This window comes from Denitratisoma sp. DHT3 (assembly GCF_007833355.1).
In the GTDB taxonomy this organism is placed as follows: Bacteria; Pseudomonadota; Gammaproteobacteria; order Burkholderiales; family Rhodocyclaceae; genus Denitratisoma.
Genome location: NZ_CP020914.1, coordinates 1,868,269 through 1,884,187, shown reverse-complemented (window position 1 = coordinate 1,884,187; position 15,919 = coordinate 1,868,269). Strand labels below are relative to the sequence as shown.

The 15,919-nt window shown below is 66.3% G+C and carries 12 protein-coding genes and 1 other RNA gene; 7 read left to right on the top strand and 6 right to left on the bottom strand.

What is annotated here, in order from left to right; translation table 11 throughout:
• Positions 1 to 5 precede the first annotated feature (5 nt).
• Positions 6 to 1,376: a cytochrome P450 gene (locus tag B9N43_RS08670; protein ID WP_145841870.1), complete on the bottom strand. Its 1,371-nt coding sequence runs from the start codon at positions 1,374 to 1,376 to the stop codon at positions 6 to 8.
• Between the two features lie 78 nt (positions 1,377 to 1,454).
• Entirely contained in the window at positions 1,455 to 2,630 is a 1,176-nt protein-coding gene (locus B9N43_RS08665) for a radical SAM/SPASM domain-containing protein (RefSeq protein ID WP_145841869.1), read from the bottom strand.
• Between the two features lie 340 nt (positions 2,631 to 2,970).
• On the opposite strand from B9N43_RS08665, the gene fusA reads away from it, so the two are divergent.
• From fusA to ssrA, 3 genes are all read left to right on the top strand, one after another.
• The gene (fusA, locus tag B9N43_RS08660) at positions 2,971 to 5,022 is read left to right on the top strand and encodes an elongation factor G (protein WP_145841868.1); all 2,052 of its coding nucleotides are present in this window, start codon (positions 2,971 to 2,973) and stop codon (positions 5,020 to 5,022) included.
• A gap of 97 nt (positions 5,023 to 5,119) precedes the next feature.
• Complete coding sequence (locus B9N43_RS08655) at positions 5,120 to 5,875, top strand: MgtC/SapB family protein (RefSeq protein ID WP_145841867.1); 756 nt, start codon at positions 5,120 to 5,122, stop codon at positions 5,873 to 5,875.
• Between the two features lie 36 nt (positions 5,876 to 5,911).
• Positions 5,912 to 6,244, top strand: a transfer-messenger RNA (tmRNA) gene (ssrA, locus tag B9N43_RS08650).
• Here the strand turns inward: ssrA and gph are convergent.
• The 4 genes from gph to B9N43_RS08630 all read right to left on the bottom strand — a co-directional run bounded on the left by gph (position 6,242) and on the right by B9N43_RS08630 (position 9,813).
• Complete coding sequence (gene gph, locus B9N43_RS08645; protein ID WP_186453757.1) at positions 6,242 to 6,913, bottom strand: phosphoglycolate phosphatase; 672 nt, start codon at positions 6,911 to 6,913, stop codon at positions 6,242 to 6,244. The genes ssrA and gph overlap by 3 nt on opposite strands.
• Positions 6,914 to 6,972: 59 nt before the next feature.
• On the bottom strand, positions 6,973 to 7,677 hold the full coding sequence (ubiG, locus tag B9N43_RS08640) for a bifunctional 2-polyprenyl-6-hydroxyphenol methylase/3-demethylubiquinol 3-O-methyltransferase UbiG (protein WP_145841866.1): 705 nt from the start codon (positions 7,675 to 7,677) through the stop codon (positions 6,973 to 6,975).
• Positions 7,678 to 7,737: 60 nt separating this feature from the next.
• Positions 7,738 to 8,391, bottom strand: coding sequence for an OmpA family protein (locus B9N43_RS08635; protein WP_145841865.1), 654 nt, complete (start codon positions 8,389 to 8,391; stop codon positions 7,738 to 7,740).
• A gap of 102 nt (positions 8,392 to 8,493) precedes the next feature.
• On the bottom strand, positions 8,494 to 9,813 hold the full coding sequence (locus B9N43_RS08630) for an amidohydrolase family protein (protein ID WP_145841864.1): 1,320 nt from the start codon (positions 9,811 to 9,813) through the stop codon (positions 8,494 to 8,496).
• A gap of 152 nt (positions 9,814 to 9,965) precedes the next feature.
• Here B9N43_RS08630 and gyrA point away from each other — a divergent pair, with 152 nt between their 5' ends.
• The 4 genes from gyrA to pheA are packed head-to-tail and all read left to right on the top strand — an operon-like array spanning position 9,966 to position 15,917.
• Positions 9,966 to 12,551, top strand: a complete 2,586-nt coding sequence (gene gyrA / locus B9N43_RS08625; RefSeq protein WP_145841863.1) for a DNA gyrase subunit A — start codon at positions 9,966 to 9,968, stop codon at positions 12,549 to 12,551.
• A gap of 8 nt (positions 12,552 to 12,559) precedes the next feature.
• On the top strand, positions 12,560 to 13,642 hold the full coding sequence (serC, locus tag B9N43_RS08620) for a 3-phosphoserine/phosphohydroxythreonine transaminase (RefSeq protein WP_145841862.1): 1,083 nt from the start codon (positions 12,560 to 12,562) through the stop codon (positions 13,640 to 13,642).
• Between the two features lie 4 nt (positions 13,643 to 13,646).
• Positions 13,647 to 14,831, top strand: a complete 1,185-nt coding sequence (locus B9N43_RS08615; RefSeq protein WP_145841861.1) for a phosphoglycerate dehydrogenase — start codon at positions 13,647 to 13,649, stop codon at positions 14,829 to 14,831.
• A 3-nt stretch (positions 14,832 to 14,834) separates the two neighbouring features.
• A complete protein-coding gene (gene pheA, locus B9N43_RS08610) occupies positions 14,835 to 15,917 on the top strand; it encodes a prephenate dehydratase (protein WP_145841860.1) in 1,083 nt (360 codons plus the stop codon).
• Positions 15,918 to 15,919: the final 2 nt, after the last annotated feature.

The following is a 15,919-nucleotide window of genomic DNA, read 5'->3' as shown; positions in this document are numbered from 1 at the left end:
TGCTTTCAACTCAGGGGCGTCAGGCGCAGGGGCAGGTCGTCCTTCAGCTTGGAAAAGGGGAAGTGCATGATCGCCGGACTGGCCGGATAGCCCGCGGGCAGCGACCAGCGGTAGCGGCGCAGCATGTCGTGCAGCACGCACTTGAACAGGAGGTCGGCGAAGTGCATGCCGATGCACTTGTGGGCGCCGCCGCCGAAAGGCACCCAGAGATAGGGGTGGGCCTTGTGTTCCTGACGTTCGGGGCCGAAGCGGTCGGGATCGAACCGGTCCGCGTCGCGCCAGTATTCCGCCATCCGGTGGCTGAAGGCGGGAGAGATCGCCACCAGGGTGTCGGCCGGAATCTCGTAGCCGCCCAGTTCCGTGTCGCGCACCGTGCGCCGCATCAACTGGGGCACGGGGGGATGCAGGCGCAGGATTTCGTGGAAGGTCTGCTCGGTGAGCGGCAGGCCGCTCTTGATGGTCTCGTAGTCGGGCGCCGCGAGATTCGTACCGAGGGCTTCGGCGCGCAGCCGCTCCTGCCATTCCGGATGCCGCGCCAGGTAGTAGGCCGCCATGGTCAGGGCGCTGGTGGTGGTGTCGTGGGCCGCCAGCAGCAGGAACAGGATATGGTCGCGCACCACCTGGTCCGGGTAGGGCTGGCCGGTCTCGTCGAGCGCGCGGGCGAAGTGGCCCATCATGTCGTTGCCGTCGGAGACCCGCTTGGCCGGCATCAGTTCGAGGAAGAAACGCTCCAGTTCGCGGCGGCCGTTCATCGCGCGATGGTAGAGCAGGCCCGGCCAGTCGCGGCGGACGATGGAGAGCACGCCCTCCATCATGTCGAGGAAGGCCTGGTTCAGGCGCTGGGCCTCGCCGCCCATCTCCAGGCCGACGAAGACGCGGGCGCCGATGTCCAGCAGCAGGGCCTTGATCGCCGGGTAGAAATGGAAGTCCGGGCGGGTGCTCCAGTCCGGCAGGTCGTGGGCGACGCGCTCGTTGATCTGCAGCAGATGCTGTTTCAGCGAGTCGATCTTGAAGGCGGTCTGCATGATGCGGCGATGGAAGTGATGCTCGCCGAAATCCTTCATCAGCAGCCCGCCGGCGAAAAAGTCGCGCAGCATGCCGTCGTAGCCCATGCGGGCCGAGTAGATCTGCTCCGGGTCGACGGTGATGTCGCGGTTGTAGTCCGGCCCCAGCGCCCAGACTATTTTCTGGCCGGTGGCCTGGGTGCGGCAGACCGGCCCGTAGCGCTCGTAGTAGCGGCGGATCAGGGCCGAGGGGTTGTTGATGAGCGGGATCATGCAGCCCAGGAAGGGCAGCCCGTAGTCACCCGGAATATGGCGCAGGCGGGTGTTGTCGGGGCGGGCGAGATAGTCGTTGTCCGGTTGTGCGGTCTGCATGATCTGCTCCTGACTGGGGTTGGTGTGGAACAGCAAATTGAAACGGCAAGACAAACACGCGAGCGTGGCGAGCCAGGTTCAGGGCATGATCTCGCAGTACTCGTAGACTTCGGCGCCGGTGACCTGCTGGCGCACCGGCAGGCTGGCCTGGGCGAACCAGGCGGCCGGATCGTGGCGGTCGATCTCCCGGCCCATGAAACGGATCAGCTCGCAGATCGGCTCCACCACGTTGTTGCGGTAGCGCAGGTCGTTCTTCACATAGCCCAGATAGAGGTTCTTCATGCAGTTGCGGCGGCACCAGGAAAAGGCTTCGCAGTCCTCGCAGGGCATGTCCGGATGGGGTTGCAGGGGGCTGCGCCGGAGCCAGTTGCCGATCACGTCGCCCTGCTGCATCTCCGGCACGTACATCATGTCGGGGCAAGGGAAGATCTTGCCGTCGGGCATCACGTTGATGATGTGGGTGGAGACCCGGCACTGGGTCAGGCCGGCGTAGAGTTCCTTGGCACGGGAGGGGAACAGCTTGTTGCGCACCATGCCCATCAGCGGGATCAGCGGGTAGAGCTTGTCGGTGCGGCGGAAGAACTTGTCGATCAGCTGCACCAGCACCGCCTGGCGCTTGGCCACGGAATCGTCGAAGTAATGCTCGTCGGCGACGAACTGCCAGTACAGGTAGTCGAAGGATTCGGCCAGGTCGTCCAGTTCCTCGAACGTGGTGTCCGGCCGCCCCCAGGTGACGCGGGCGGTGATGGTGCCGCCGACCCGGTCGCGCACGTGGCCGACGTTCTTGATCACCTGGCGCCAGATGCCCCGGCCCCGGTAGCCGTCGGTGGTCTCCTCGCCGCCGTCGATGGAGACGAGGATGTTGGACAGCTTGTGCAGCACCCAGTCCGGCAGGTTGTCGAGCAGGGTGCCGTTGGTCTGGAGCTGGTAGCGGAACAGCGGGAAGCGCTGCATCACCTCCTGCATCATGTTGGTGTTGAGCAGCGGCTCGCCGCCGTAGAAGGTGACGTAGACCTCCTTTTCCTTGAGGTGCTTGTCCACGAAGGCGGCGAGATGGTCGATGTCGTAGGCCACCTGAGTCTGGGAGCCGAGCACGTCGCCGACACCCAGCGAGCAGTAGGTGCATTTGAGGTTGCACTTGAGGGTGGTCAGGAGTTGCAGTTCGACGCGGCCGCCGACGATGGCGTCGGCGTCGGAGGCCGGACAGGGGCGAGGCGCCCCGGATTTGAGAATTTCGATGGTGTGCTGATTCATGGGTTTCTCCGAACGGACGGGGACAAGGCCGCTCCGGGGACGAGCGCCGGCAGCGTGCCGGGCGGAGGATGGAGGCATGACGTCATGGCGTGATTATATGGCGGGCGGATCGCGGGAAGCATCCGCACCGCCGCACTGGATGCGGAACGAAGGCGGAACGAAGGCGGAACCATTGGCCGCGGCCGGCGTAGAATGAGCCGGGCTCGATAACGTGACCGGCGCATGCGCCGCGAAACTCCGCCTACGTCCCCCGCTCCGGGGGAGATGACGATATCGGCTCGCTGCGCTCGTATGTTTGACTTGCCGTTTCAATGGTGTATTTCACGTTAAGGGGAACGAGATGGCGCTGCAGTCAACCGAATCGATCCGCACCGTTGCCCTGGTGGGGCACGGCGGGGCGGGCAAGACCAGTCTGGCCGAGATGCTGCTCTACAGTGCCGGAGCCGTCACCGGTTGCGGCGCGGTGGCCAAGGGCAGCAGCGTCTGCGATTTCGACCCCGAGGAGAAGGAGGCCGGGCATTCCCTGCAGTCCGCCGTCGTCGGCTTCGATTGGGATTCGCGCCGAATCCATCTGATCGACACACCGGGGTATCCCGACTTCGCCGGTCAGGCGCTGCCGGCGTTGGCGGCGGTGGATACGGCGCTGGTGGTGATCAACGCCCAGACCGGCGTCGAACTGATGACCGAGCGCATGATGCGCTGGGCCGGCGAGCGCGGCCTGTGCCGCATGATCGTGATCAACAAGATCGATGCCGAGAACGTCGATCTGCCGGGCCTGGTGGCGGACGTCCGCAATCGTTTCGGCCGCGGGTGCCTGCTCCTGGACCTGCCGGCGCGGCACGCCAGCGGCGTGGTGGAGGTGCTGGAGCACGAGGCCGGGGACTCGGATTTCGAGTCGGTGGCCGCCGCCCATCGCGCCCTGATCGACCAGCTGGTGGAGGAGGACGAGGAACTGCTCGCCCGCTATCTGGAGGACGGCGCCGACCCCGCGCCGGCGGCGCTGCACGCGCCGTTCGAGAAGGCGCTGCGGACGGGGCATCTGATTCCGATCCTGTTCGTCTCCGCCAAGACCGGCGCCGGCGTCCGCGAACTGCTGCACGTGCTGGCGACGCTGGCGCCCAATCCGGCCGAGGGCAATCCGCCGCTGTTCTACAAGGGCGAGGCGGCATCGGCGCGGCAACCTTTCGTCGCGGCGCCCGATGCCGCACGGCACGTGCTGGCCCACGTGTTCAAGGTGGTGTCCGATCCCTACATGGGCAAGGTCGGCATCTTCCGCGTCCATCAGGGCACGGTGCGCAAGGACATGCAGCTCTTCGCCGGCTCCGGCAAGCGCGCCTTCAAGGTGGCGCATCTGTATCGGCTGCAGGGCAAGACCTACAACGAGGTGCCGGTCCTGGTCCCCGGCGACATCGGCGCCGTCGCCAAGGTGGATGAGCTGGAATTCGACTGCGTGCTGCACGATTCGCACGACGAGGACCACATCCACCTGGCTCCCCTCGAATTTCCCCGCCCGATGGCGGGGCTGGCGGTGGAGACGCGGCGCAAGGGCGACGAGCAGCGGCTGTTCGAGGTGCTGGGCAAGCTGGCGCTGGAGGATCCCACCTTCGTCATCGAGCGCCATCCGGCCAGCAATGAGACGGTGGTCCGCGGGCTGGGCGAGATGCACCTGAAGGCCAAGCTGGCCAAGATGGCCGGACAGTACAAGCTGGAGGTGGATACTTCGCCGCCCCGCATTCCCTACCGGGAAACCATCAGCAGCGGGGCCGAGGGCCACTACCGGCACAAGAAGCAATCCGGCGGCGCCGGCCAGTTCGGCGAGGTGTTCTTGCGCATCGAGCCGCGGGCGCGTGGCGCCGGATTCGAGTTCGTCGACGCGGTGAAGGGCGGCGCGATTCCCGGCGTGTTCATGCCGGCGGTGGAGAAGGGCGTGCGCCAGGCGCTGGCCGACGGCGTGGTGGCCGGCTATCCGGTGGAGGACGTGCGGGTGACGGTGTTCGACGGCAAGACCCATCCGGTGGACGGCAAGGAGGTGGCGTTCGTCACCGCCGGCCGCAAGGCGGCGGTGGCGGCGATCCGCGCCGCCAGCCCCACCGTGCTGGAGCCGATCGTCAGCATGGAGGTGATCGCCCCCGAATCCGCCATCGGCGATCTCACCGGCGACCTGTCCTCGCGCCGCGGCCACATCACCGGCACCGACCGGCGCGGCGGCGACATGGTCTCCATCACCGGCGAGGCGCCCCTGGCCGAGCTCGACGACTACCCGTCGCAACTCAAGTCCAGGACCGGCGGCCGCGGCAGCTACACCCTGGAGTTTTCCCGTTATGCGACCGTACCGCCTCAGCTGCAATCGCAGCTGGCCGCCCGCTTCCGATTGAAGGAGGAGGACGACTGATCGTTGTCGGCGCCGCGCTTGCTGCTTTTCGCGATTCCCCGCTGCGGCGGGCTTTGCCCGCCGTTCTATGTGCCGCATCCATTTTCTTCTGGTTTTCATGAGCCCAATTTCACTGGAATCCCTCGCCCGCTACTGGTCTCCCCAGGAAGTGGCCATCAATGTGATCATCCTGTTCAACCTGGCTGGCGCCCTGCTGCTGGGCCTTCTGGTGGGGTACGAGCGCTCCTACCATGGCCGTGCCGCCGGCATGCGCACCTACGGCCTGGTCTGCATGGCGTCCTGCGCAATTACCGTGGTGACCGGTTATCCCGAGTACTGGTATGCGGGGGCGGGAAACCTGTTCGGCCATTTGCCGCCGGACCCGACCCGGGTGATCCAGGGCATCGTCACCGGCATCGGCTTCCTCGGCGCCGGCGTCATCATGAAGGAAGGGCTGAACATCAGCGGCCTGACCACCGCCGCTTCGATCTGGGCCGCTTCGGCGATCGGGGTCCTGGTCGGATTGGGTTTCTATGCGGCGGCCATTCTGCTGGCGCTGCTTTCGGCGGCCCTGATGATGTGGGCCGCTCGCCTGGAACAATGGCTGCCTTCGCGGCCGGCGATCGCCATGATGCTGCGCTTTCGTCCCGGTTTCTCGCCCAACGAGGAGGTGCTGAAACGCGAGGCGCGGCTGCGGGGCTATGAAATCGCGCCCGGTTCCTTCCGCATCCAGTTCACCGATGGCCGCCAGGAGTGGCGTTACATCGCCATCGCCCTCGACAAGAACAACGTGACCTCCATCTCCCGGCTTTCCGAGGAATTGACGCATTTCGACGGGGTCGATGAATTCGAGCTGTCCCATGCCCGCAACTGACGGCCGGGACCGATTCCGGCCGCTGGATTGCGCACGAATTGCACGCGCTCTTGAAACTTGCGCCCGGTGCCCCCATAATCCGTCTCATGGTTGTAACTCCGGCGAACTGGAGGCGTTCTGGACAGGGGTTCGATTCCCCTCACCTCCACCTAAGCGCAGGGCTCGGGCAGTGCTCTTAGGTGGGGGTGCCATGGCTTCGACAGGGCGAGTGAAGGTAAGCAGGCAACCCGTCAGGCGATCGACGTTAATGAAGCAAATCTCCAAACGCCAACGATGAGCGTTTCGCACTGGCCGCTTAAGGCCTATGCCGAGGCTGCTTGAGCCTTGTTACCAAAGAAAAGCCGGCGGGGACTTCGGTCCCCGTCGTTATTTGCGGATCGCGATCCGTTCCAGCAATTCCGGCAGTTCCGCGGGATGCTGGATCACTCCGTCGCCGCCCCATTCCCCGTACGGGGGGCCATCTCCCAGATAGCCGTAGGCGGCCACCACCGCGAGCATGCCGGCGGCGTGGCCGGCCTGGATGTCGCGCAGATCGTCGCCCAGGTAGAGGCTGCGTTCGGGGGCCACCGCGGCCCGGGCACAGGCCAGCAGCAGCGGGTCGGGGTGGGGCTTGGCGCGGGCGGCGCTGTCGCCGGAGATCACGCAGGCGGCGCGCTCGGCGAGGCCCAGTCGGCGCACCAGGGGTTCGGTGAAGCGCCGTCCCTTGTTGGTGACGATGCCCCAGCGGGTGCCGCCGCGCTCCAGGGTTTCCAGGAGTTCAGGGATTCCGGGGAAGAGCCGGCTTGCGTCGCAGACGTGGCGCTCGTAGAAGCCCAGAAAGCGCTCGGCCAGCGCCGCATAGGCCGGCTCTGCCGGCGTCAGGCCGAAGCCCTGGCCGATCAGGGCCCGGGTGCCGCCGGAGACATGGCGGCGCAGGGCGGCGGCGGGCAGCGGCGCGCGGCCTTCCTCCGTCAGCAGGCGGTTGAGGGCGCCGATCAGGTCCGGCGCCGTATCCACCAGGGTGCCGTCGAGGTCGAAGAGAACGACCTCGATGCTCATGGCACCAACCTTGCCGCCATGCTCGACCGTTCAATTTGCCGTTTCAATTCGTTTTCACGCTAATCATTGCGCACCGTGCGCATCAGGTAATTGACGCTGGTGTCCCGGCCCAGCGTGTAGGTCCGGGTTAACGGGTTGTAGCTCATGCCGATGATTTCGCCGATGTTGAGGCCGGCTTCCCGGCAGAAGCCGGAAAGTTCGGCCGGCCGCAGGAATTTGGCATAGTCGTGGGTGCCCCGCGGCAACAGTTTCAGCAGGTATTCGGCGCCGAGCACGGCGAAGGCATAGGCCTTGGGGTTGCGGTTGATGGTGGAGAAGAACACCGGACCGCCGGGCTTGACCAGCTTTGCGCAGGCCCGCACCACGCTGGCCGGGTCGGGCACATGCTCCAGCATTTCCAGACAGGTGACGGCGTCGTAGCTGGCGGGCCGTTCCGCCGCCAGCGCTTCGACGGCGATCTTCCGGTAGTCGACCTGCAGGTTGCTCTCGAACAGGTGCAGGCGGGCCACGCCCAGCGCCTGGTCGGACAGGTCGATGCCCGTCACCTGGGCGCCGCGGGCCGCCATGCCCTCGGAAAGCAGGCCGCCGCCGCAGCCCACGTCCAGTACCTGCTTGCCCGCGAGGCCGGCGGCATGGTCGATCCAGTCCAGGCGCAGGGGGTTGATGTCGTGCAGGGGCTTGAATTCGGAGTTGGGGTCCCACCAGCGGTGGGCGAGTTCGCCGAACTTGGCGAGTTCCTGCGGGTCGGCGTTGATTGTGCTCATGGCGATGTTCCCTAAAAAAAAAGCCCTGCCAGGCAGGGCTTTTCCCGATCGGCGAAAGGATTACTTGGTGCCGATCACTTCGATGGCGACGCGGCGATCGGGTTGCAGGCACTCGATCAGCTTCTTGCTCTTGACGACGCTCTTGCCGCACTTGTCGCCGGTCACGGGCTGGGTCTCGCCCCGGCCTTCGGCGAAGACGCGGTTGTCCTCGATGCCCTTGCTGACCAGGTAGGACTTGACGGAGGCGGCGCGGCGCTCGGACAGTTTCTGGTTGTAGGCATCCTTGCCGATGCGGTCGGCGTGGCCGACGGCGGTGATCACTTCGAGCTTGATGTCCTTGATCTTGGTGGTCAGGTCGTCCAGCGCTTCCTTGCCGGCGGGACGCAGATCGGCCTTGTCGAAATCGAACAGGGTGTCGGCGGCCAGCGTGATCTTCTCGGCGGCGGGCTTGGGCGGCGGCACCACGGCGGGAGCGGCAACCTTGACCGGCTCGGGCTTCTTCACCAGGTCGGGATCGCATTCCTCGATCGCCATGGCCGGCGTCCAGTAGCCGGTGCGCCAGCACAGGCCGGTGCTGTTCTTGGCGACGTAGCCGCGCTGGTCGATGACATAGCCGACGGTGCCCTTCAGATCGACGCCCGGCGTCTGGGCAAAGGCGGAAGCGCTGAGGCCGAGCAGGACGGCCAATAGTGCGGATATCTGGGCATTCTTCATTTGGTTACCCCTTTGTTGGTATTGATGATGATCCTGTTCCCGGTCCTCTCTGTTGTCGACCGGCGGCCCGGCAACCTCATTCCCTGGGCCTCTACTTCTTTATTACATAGCTCTATTCTGCCATAAAGCGCAAATATCAAGCAATTCGCCGGCACGAATGTCATGAAGTTGACTGTGACATAATTTTTCAACGCCATCGATCCAGACGTGGCTGACCTGATCCCGGCTGGCGCCATGCAGCAAATGGGCGGCGGGGTCGGCGCAGGGCGACGGCAGCCAGTCATCCAGGCGCACGGCGCACAGATCGGCGCACTTGCCGGGGCGCAGCGAGCCGATGCGATCATCCAGACCGAGGGCGGCCGCGCCGTTCAGGGTGGCCATGCGCAGCATGGTGTGAACGTCGAAAGCCTCCGGGTCGCCGGTGGCGGCCCGCCCCAGCAGGGCGCCATGGCGCATTTCCCGGAACATGTCGTTGCGTCCGTTGGCGGGGGCCGCGTCGGTGCCCAGGCCTACCCGTACTCCCCTGGCCGAGGCATCGGCAATCGGCGCGATGCCGCTGGCGAGGTTCATGTTGGCGGTGGGGCAGTGGGCGATGCTGCAGCCGTGGTCGGCCAGCAGCGCGATGTCCTGGTCGTCGAGATGCACGGCATGGGCGGCGATCAGGCCGGGGCCCAGCAGTCCCAGGCGCCGCAGCCGTTCCAGCGGGCGCAGCCCGTGGCGGCGCTGGCTTTCGGCATCTTCATGGGCGGTCTCGTTGATGCGGACGTGGACCGGCAGGTCCAGTTGCGCCGCCAGGGTGGCGATGCGTTCCAGCGTCCGGTCGGAGACGGCGTAGGGCGCGTAGGGGGCGAGGCTGAACTGGAGCCGCTCGGTTCCGGCCAGCTGGTCGCGGGCGGCCAGGCCCTTGGCGAGGTAGTCGGCGGCATCGCTGGCGTAGGCGCAAGGGGATTCGAGGACCAGCAGTCCCAGGGTGGCGCGCATCCCCAGGCGCAGGACCGCCTGGGCCGCCGCTGCGGGAAACGCATGCACGTCGTTGAGGCAGGTGACGCCCCCCCGGAGCATCTCGGCGGCGCCCAGGAGGGTGCCATCGCGGACCAGGTCGGCATTGAGGGGGCGACTCCGCGTCGGCCAGACGCGGCCGCCGTCGCCATGGTTTCCCGGCAACAGTCGCGTGGCGCACTGGCTGTGCAGATTGACCAGGCCGGGAATCAGCACATGCTGGTCGAGAACCACCCGCTGCCGCGCCCGATAGGCGGTGTCGGCTTGCGCGCTGGGCAGCAGGTCGAGGATGCGGCCGTCGCAAATGGCGACGGAGTGGTTTTCGAGCAGGGCGCGAAAAGGTTCTACCGGGATGATCCACCGGGCATCGATCAACAGGTCGATGACATGGCCGGCGGGGTGTTGCGGCGTGGAAGCTGTCATCGTTCGATTTAACCAGAGTATTCAGTGGGATACAACATCGGGGCGACGCTGGCGGAAGGGGCCGGCCGGGGCCGTCGGGGCAGGCCCCCCATGCTAGAATCGCCGACTTCCCGCAAGGCCGACAGCGCGCTTCCGGCGCCCCATAGAACACGATGACCGCCACCTTCGCCAAAGAAACCCTTCCGATCAGTCTTGAGGAGGAAATGCGCCACTCCTACCTGGATTACGCGATGAGCGTGATCGTGGGGCGGGCGCTGCCCGATGCGCGGGACGGCCTGAAGCCGGTGCATCGGCGGGTGCTGTACGCGATGCACGAACTCTCCAACGACTGGAACAAGGCGTACAAGAAGTCGGCCCGCATCGTCGGCGACGTGATCGGCAAGTACCACCCCCACGGCGATTTGGCGGTCTACGACACCATCGTGCGCATGGCGCAGGACTTCTCCCTGCGCTACATGCTGGTCGATGGCCAGGGCAACTTCGGCTCGGTGGATGGCGACAACGCGGCGGCGATGCGTTACACTGAAATCCGCATGGCGCGCATCGGCCACGAGCTGCTGGCCGACATCGAGAAGGAGACCGTCGATTTCGGTCCCAACTACGACGGTTCCGAACGGGAGCCCCTGATCCTGCCCTCGCGGGTGCCCAATCTGCTGATCAACGGCAGTTCCGGCATCGCCGTGGGCATGGCGACCAACATTCCCCCGCACAACCTCTCCGAGGTGATCGACGCCTGCCAGGCCCTGCTGGCCAATCCCGAGGCGGACATCGAGGAACTGATCCAGATCGTCCAGTCCCCGGACTTCCCCACCGCCGGCCTGATCTACGGACTCTCCGGCGTCCACGAGGGCTACCGCACCGGCCGCGGCCGGGTGGTGATGCGGGCCCGCACCCATGTCGAGGACCTGCCGTCCGGCAAGCAGGCGATCATCGTCGACGAGCTGCCCTACCAGGTGAACAAGCGCACCCTGCTGGAGAAGATCGCCGAACTGGTCAACGAGAAGAAGATCGAGGGCATCTCCCATCTCCAGGACGAGTCGGACAAGTCCGGGATGCGGGTGGTGATCGAGCTGAAGCGCGGCGAAGTGCCCGAGGTGGTCTTGAACCACCTCTACAAGCAGACCCAGCTCCAGGACACCTTCGGCATGAACATGGTGGCGCTGGTGGACGGCCGGCCGCGCCTCCTGAACCTGAAGGAGATGCTCGATTGCTTCCTGTCGCATCGGCGCGAGGTGGTCACCCGGCGCACGGTGTTCGAGCTGCGCAAGGCTAGGGAACGTGGCCATATCCTGGAAGGCCTGGCGGTGGCGCTGTCCAACGTGGACGAGATCATCGCCCTGATCAAGGCGGCGCCGGCGCCGGCCGACGCCAAGCGCGAACTGATGGCGCGCCTGTGGCGCTCCCCGCTGGTGGAGGAGATGCTGGCCCGCGCCACCGATGCCGGCGCATCCCGTCCCGAGGGCGTCGGCGCGGAATTCGGGCTGTCGGTCCAGGGCTACCGGCTCACCGACACCCAGGCCCAGGCGATCCTGGAGTTGCGCCTGCAGCGCCTGACCGGCCTGGAACAGGACAAGATCGTCGCCGAATACCGCGAAGTGATGGCCCAGATCGCCGACCTGCTGGACATCCTGGCGCGGCCCGAGCGCATCACCGCGATCATCGGCGAGGAGCTGGCGGCGATCAAATTGCAGTTCGGCGACCATCGCCGTTCCGAGATCGTGGCCAGCACCGCCGACATCAACATCGAGGATCTGATCGCGCGCGAGGACATGGTGGTGACCCTGTCCCACGGCGGCTACTTCAAGCGCCAGCCGCTGGCCGACTACCGCGCGCAGAAGCGCGGCGGCCGCGGCAAGCAGGCGGCGGCGATGAAGGAGGACGATTTCGTCGACCGGCTGTTCATCGCCAACACCCACGACTACATCCTCTGCTTCTCCAACAAGGGGCGGGTGTATTGGCTCAAGGTCTATGAAGTGCCGGAAGGCACCCGCAACTCGCGCGGCAAGCCCATCGTCAATCTGTTCCCCCTGGTGGAGGGCGAGAAGATCACCGCCGTGCTGCCGGTGAAGGAATTCGACGAGCAGCACTACATCTTCATGGCGACGGCCCTGGGCACGGTGAAGAAGACCGCCCTCACGGCCTTCGCCAACCCGCGCAAGGCCGGCATCATTGCCGTCGGCCTGGACGAGGGCGACCATCTGATCGGCGTCGCCATCACCGACGGCCGCTGCGACGTGATGCTGTTCTCCGACGCCGGCAAGGCGGTGCGCTTCGACGAGGAGGACGTGCGGCCGATGGGCCGCGAGGCGCGCGGCGTGCGCGGCATGATGCTGGAGGAGGGACAGCGGGTGATCTCCATGCTGGTCGCCGACAGCGAGAACTACTCGGTGCTGACCGCCACCGAGAACGGCTACGGCAAGCGTACCCCGATCGCCGAATACACCCGCCACGGCCGCGGCACCAAGGGCATGATCGCGATCCAGACCTCCGAGCGCAACGGCAAGGTCGTCGCCGCGGTCCTGGTCCAGTCCGGCGAGACGCGCGAGGAGATCATGCTGATCTCCACCGGCGGCGTGCTGATCCGCACCCGCATCACCGACATCCGCGAACTGGGCCGGGCGACCCAGGGCGTGACCCTGATCAACCTCGACGACGGCACCTTCCTGGCAGGCGTCGAGAAGGTCATCGAGACCGACGAAGAATCCGACGAATCCACCCAAATCGACGAAGAGGAGTGATATCCACCATGGCACGCGTATTCAATTTCAGCGCCGGTCCCGCCACCCTGCCCGAGGCCGTGCTGCAGCAGGCCGCCGCGGAGATGCTGGACTGGAACGGTTCCGGTCAGTCGGTGATGGAGATGAGCCATCGTGGCAAGGAATACATGGCGATCCACGCCCAGGCCGAGGCCGACCTGCGCGAGCTGATGGGCATTCCCGCCAACTACAAGGTGCTGTTCCTGCAAGGCGGCGCCACCCTGCAGTTCTCGATGATCCCGATGAACCTGATGCGCGGCAAGACCGGCGCCGACTACGTGAACACCGGCGAGTGGGCGAAGAAGGCGATCAAGGAAGCCAAGGCCTTCGGCCAGGTGAATGTGGTGGCCACCGCCGAGGACGCCAACTTCAGCTACGCCCCGGCCCAGTCCGGCTGGAAGCTGGATCCGAACGCCGCCTACGTGCACTACACCGCCAACGAGACCATCGGCGGCGTCGAGTTCCACTGGATCCCCGAGACCGGCGCCGTGCCCTTGGTCTGCGACATGTCCTCCAACATCCTGTCCAAGCCCGTCGACGTCGCCAGGTACGGCCTGATCTACGCCGGCGCGCAGAAGAACATCGGCCCCGCCGGCCTCACCATCGTCATCGTGCGCGACGACCTGATCGGGCAGGCCCAGCCCAAGCCCATCACCATGCTGGACTACAAGACCCATGCCGACAACGACTCGATGTACAACACCCCGCCCACCTATTCGATCTACATCGCCGGGCTGGTGTTCCAGTGGCTGAAGAAGCAGGGCGGCCTGGCGGCCATGGAGCAAAAGAACATCGAGAAGGCCGCGCTGCTCTACGACTTCCTCGACAACAGCAAGTTCTTCAAGAACCCGGTGAAGAAGGAAGACCGTTCCCGCATGAACGTGCCCTTCACCCTCAAGGACGAGTCCTTCGACGAGGCCTTCCTCAAGGGCGCCAAGGAGCGCGGCATGATCCAGCTGAAGGGGCACCGTTCGGTCGGCGGCATGCGCGCCTCGATCTACAACGCGATGCCGGTCGAAGGCGTCAAGGCGCTGGTCGAATACATGAAAGAATTCGAAGCCAAGCACGGGTGATCTCATGGCCAACCAATTCCAGATCCTGATCCTGAACCAGATTTCCGCCCTCGGACTGAAGCGCCTGCCCGCCGAGCGTTACGCGACCGGCAAGGACATCGCGGCGCCCGACGCCGTGATGGTGCGCTCCGCCGACATGCACGCGATGGACATCGCGCACAGCGTGCGCGCCATCGGCCGCGCCGGCGCGGGCACCAACAACATCCCGGTGAAGGCGATGAGCCAGCGCGGCGTGCCGGTGTTCAACGCCCCCGGCGCCAACGCCAACGCGGTGAAGGAGCTGGTGATCGCCGGCATGCTGCTGGCGGCCCGCAACATCGCCGGCGCCCTGGACTTCGTCTCCCGGCTGGACGCGGCCGACCCCGAGATGGACAAGAAGGTGGAGGATGGCAAGAAGACCTTCGCCGGCTACGAACTGTCGGGCCAGACCCTGGGCATCATCGGCCTGGGCAAGATCGGCTGCCTGGTGGCCGACGCGGCGATCAAGCTGGGCATGAACGTCTACGGCTACGACCCCGAGATCACCGTGGATGCGGCCTGGAGCCTGCCTTCCCAGGTGAGGAAGGCCCACAGCGTGGCCGAGGTGCTGAAGCATTCCCAGTTCGTCAGCCTGCACGTGCCGCTGGTGGAGGCCACCCGCAACCTGATCAACGCCGACAACATCGGCGCGATGCGGCACGGCGCGGTGCTGCTCAACTTCTCCCGCGAGGGCGTGGTGAGCGAGGAGGCGGTGCTGGCCGCCCTGGCGGAAAAGAAGCTGGGGCGCTACGTCTGCGACTTCCCCAGCGCCGCGATCAACGGCAAGCCGGGCATCATCGCCCTGCCGCACCTGGGCGCTTCCACCCAGGAGGCGGAGGAGAACTGCGCCGTGATGGTCGCCGACCAACTGGTGGACTACCTGGAACACGGCAACATCCAGAACGCGGTGAACTTCCCCAACGTCTCGATGCCGCGCGAATCCGCCTACCGCCTGGCGATCGCCAACGCCAACGTGCCCAACATGGTGGGGCAGATCTCCACCGCCCTGGCCCAGGCCGGACTCAACATCCACAACATGGTGAACAAGTCCCGCGGCGAGATGGCCTATACCCTGGTGGATGTGGACAGCCAGGTCGGCCAGGCCGTGATCGACGGCATCGCCGGGATCGAGGGCGTGCTGGTCGTGCGCTACCTGCCACTGGACGCCTGAGCCGTGGCGGATGAGCAGGAGGAACTGGGACGCCTTCGGGACGGCATCGACCGCATCGATGCCGAGGTGCTCCGGCTGATCAGCGAACGGGCGCGGCTGGCGCACCGCATCGGCGAGATCAAGCAGGGCGTGATCTACCGGCCGGAACGCGAGGCCCAGATACTGCGCGGCATCGCCGAGCGCAATCCGGGCCCCTTGTCGGGCGCGACGGTCCAGTACCTGTTCCGCGAGATCATGTCCGCCTGCCTGGCGCTGGAGCAGCCGCTCGCCATCGCCTATCTGGGGCCGGCCGGCACCTACTCGGAGAGCGCGGCGAAGAAGCATTTCGGCGCCGCGCCCGGGTTCTCCCCCTGCGCCGCCATCGATGACGTCTTCCGCGCCGTGGAGGCGGGCAACGCCGATTACGGCGTGGTGCCGGTGGAAAACTCCAGCGAAGGCGCCGTGGGCCGCAGCCTGGACCTGCTGCTGCTGTCGCCGCTGCGGATCTGCGGCGAAGTGCTGCTGCCGATCCACCACAATCTGATGTCGCGAGCCACCGCCGTGGCCGCCGTCAAGACGATCTATTCCCATGCCCAGTCCCTGGGCCAGTGCCACGAGTGGCTGAACCGCAACCTGCCGCAGGTGCCGCGCGTGGCCGTGGCCAGCAATGCCGAAGCCGCCCGTCTGGCGGCCGCGGAGCCGGATTCCGCCGCCATCGCCGGCGAGGCCGCGGCCTCGCTCTACGATCTGCCGATACTGGCGGCCAACATCGAGGACGATCCCAACAACACCACCCGCTTCGTGGTGGTCGCCCATCATGACGCCGGGCCCTCCGGCCATGACCGCACCTCCCTGGTCTGCTCGGCGCAGAACCGCCCCGGCGCGGTCCATGAGCTGCTGGGCGCCTTTGCCCGGCACGGCGTGTCGATGAGCCGCTTCGAGTCGCGTCCCGCCCGGGGCCTGGGGGGAAGCCCCTGGGAGTACGTGTTCTACGTGGATCTGGAGGGGCATCGCCTCGATGCGCCGCTGGCCGCCGCGCTGGCGGAGTTGCGGGCCTGCGCCGGTTTCGTCAAGGAATTGGGGTCCTATCCCCGCGCCGCTTTCTGAGG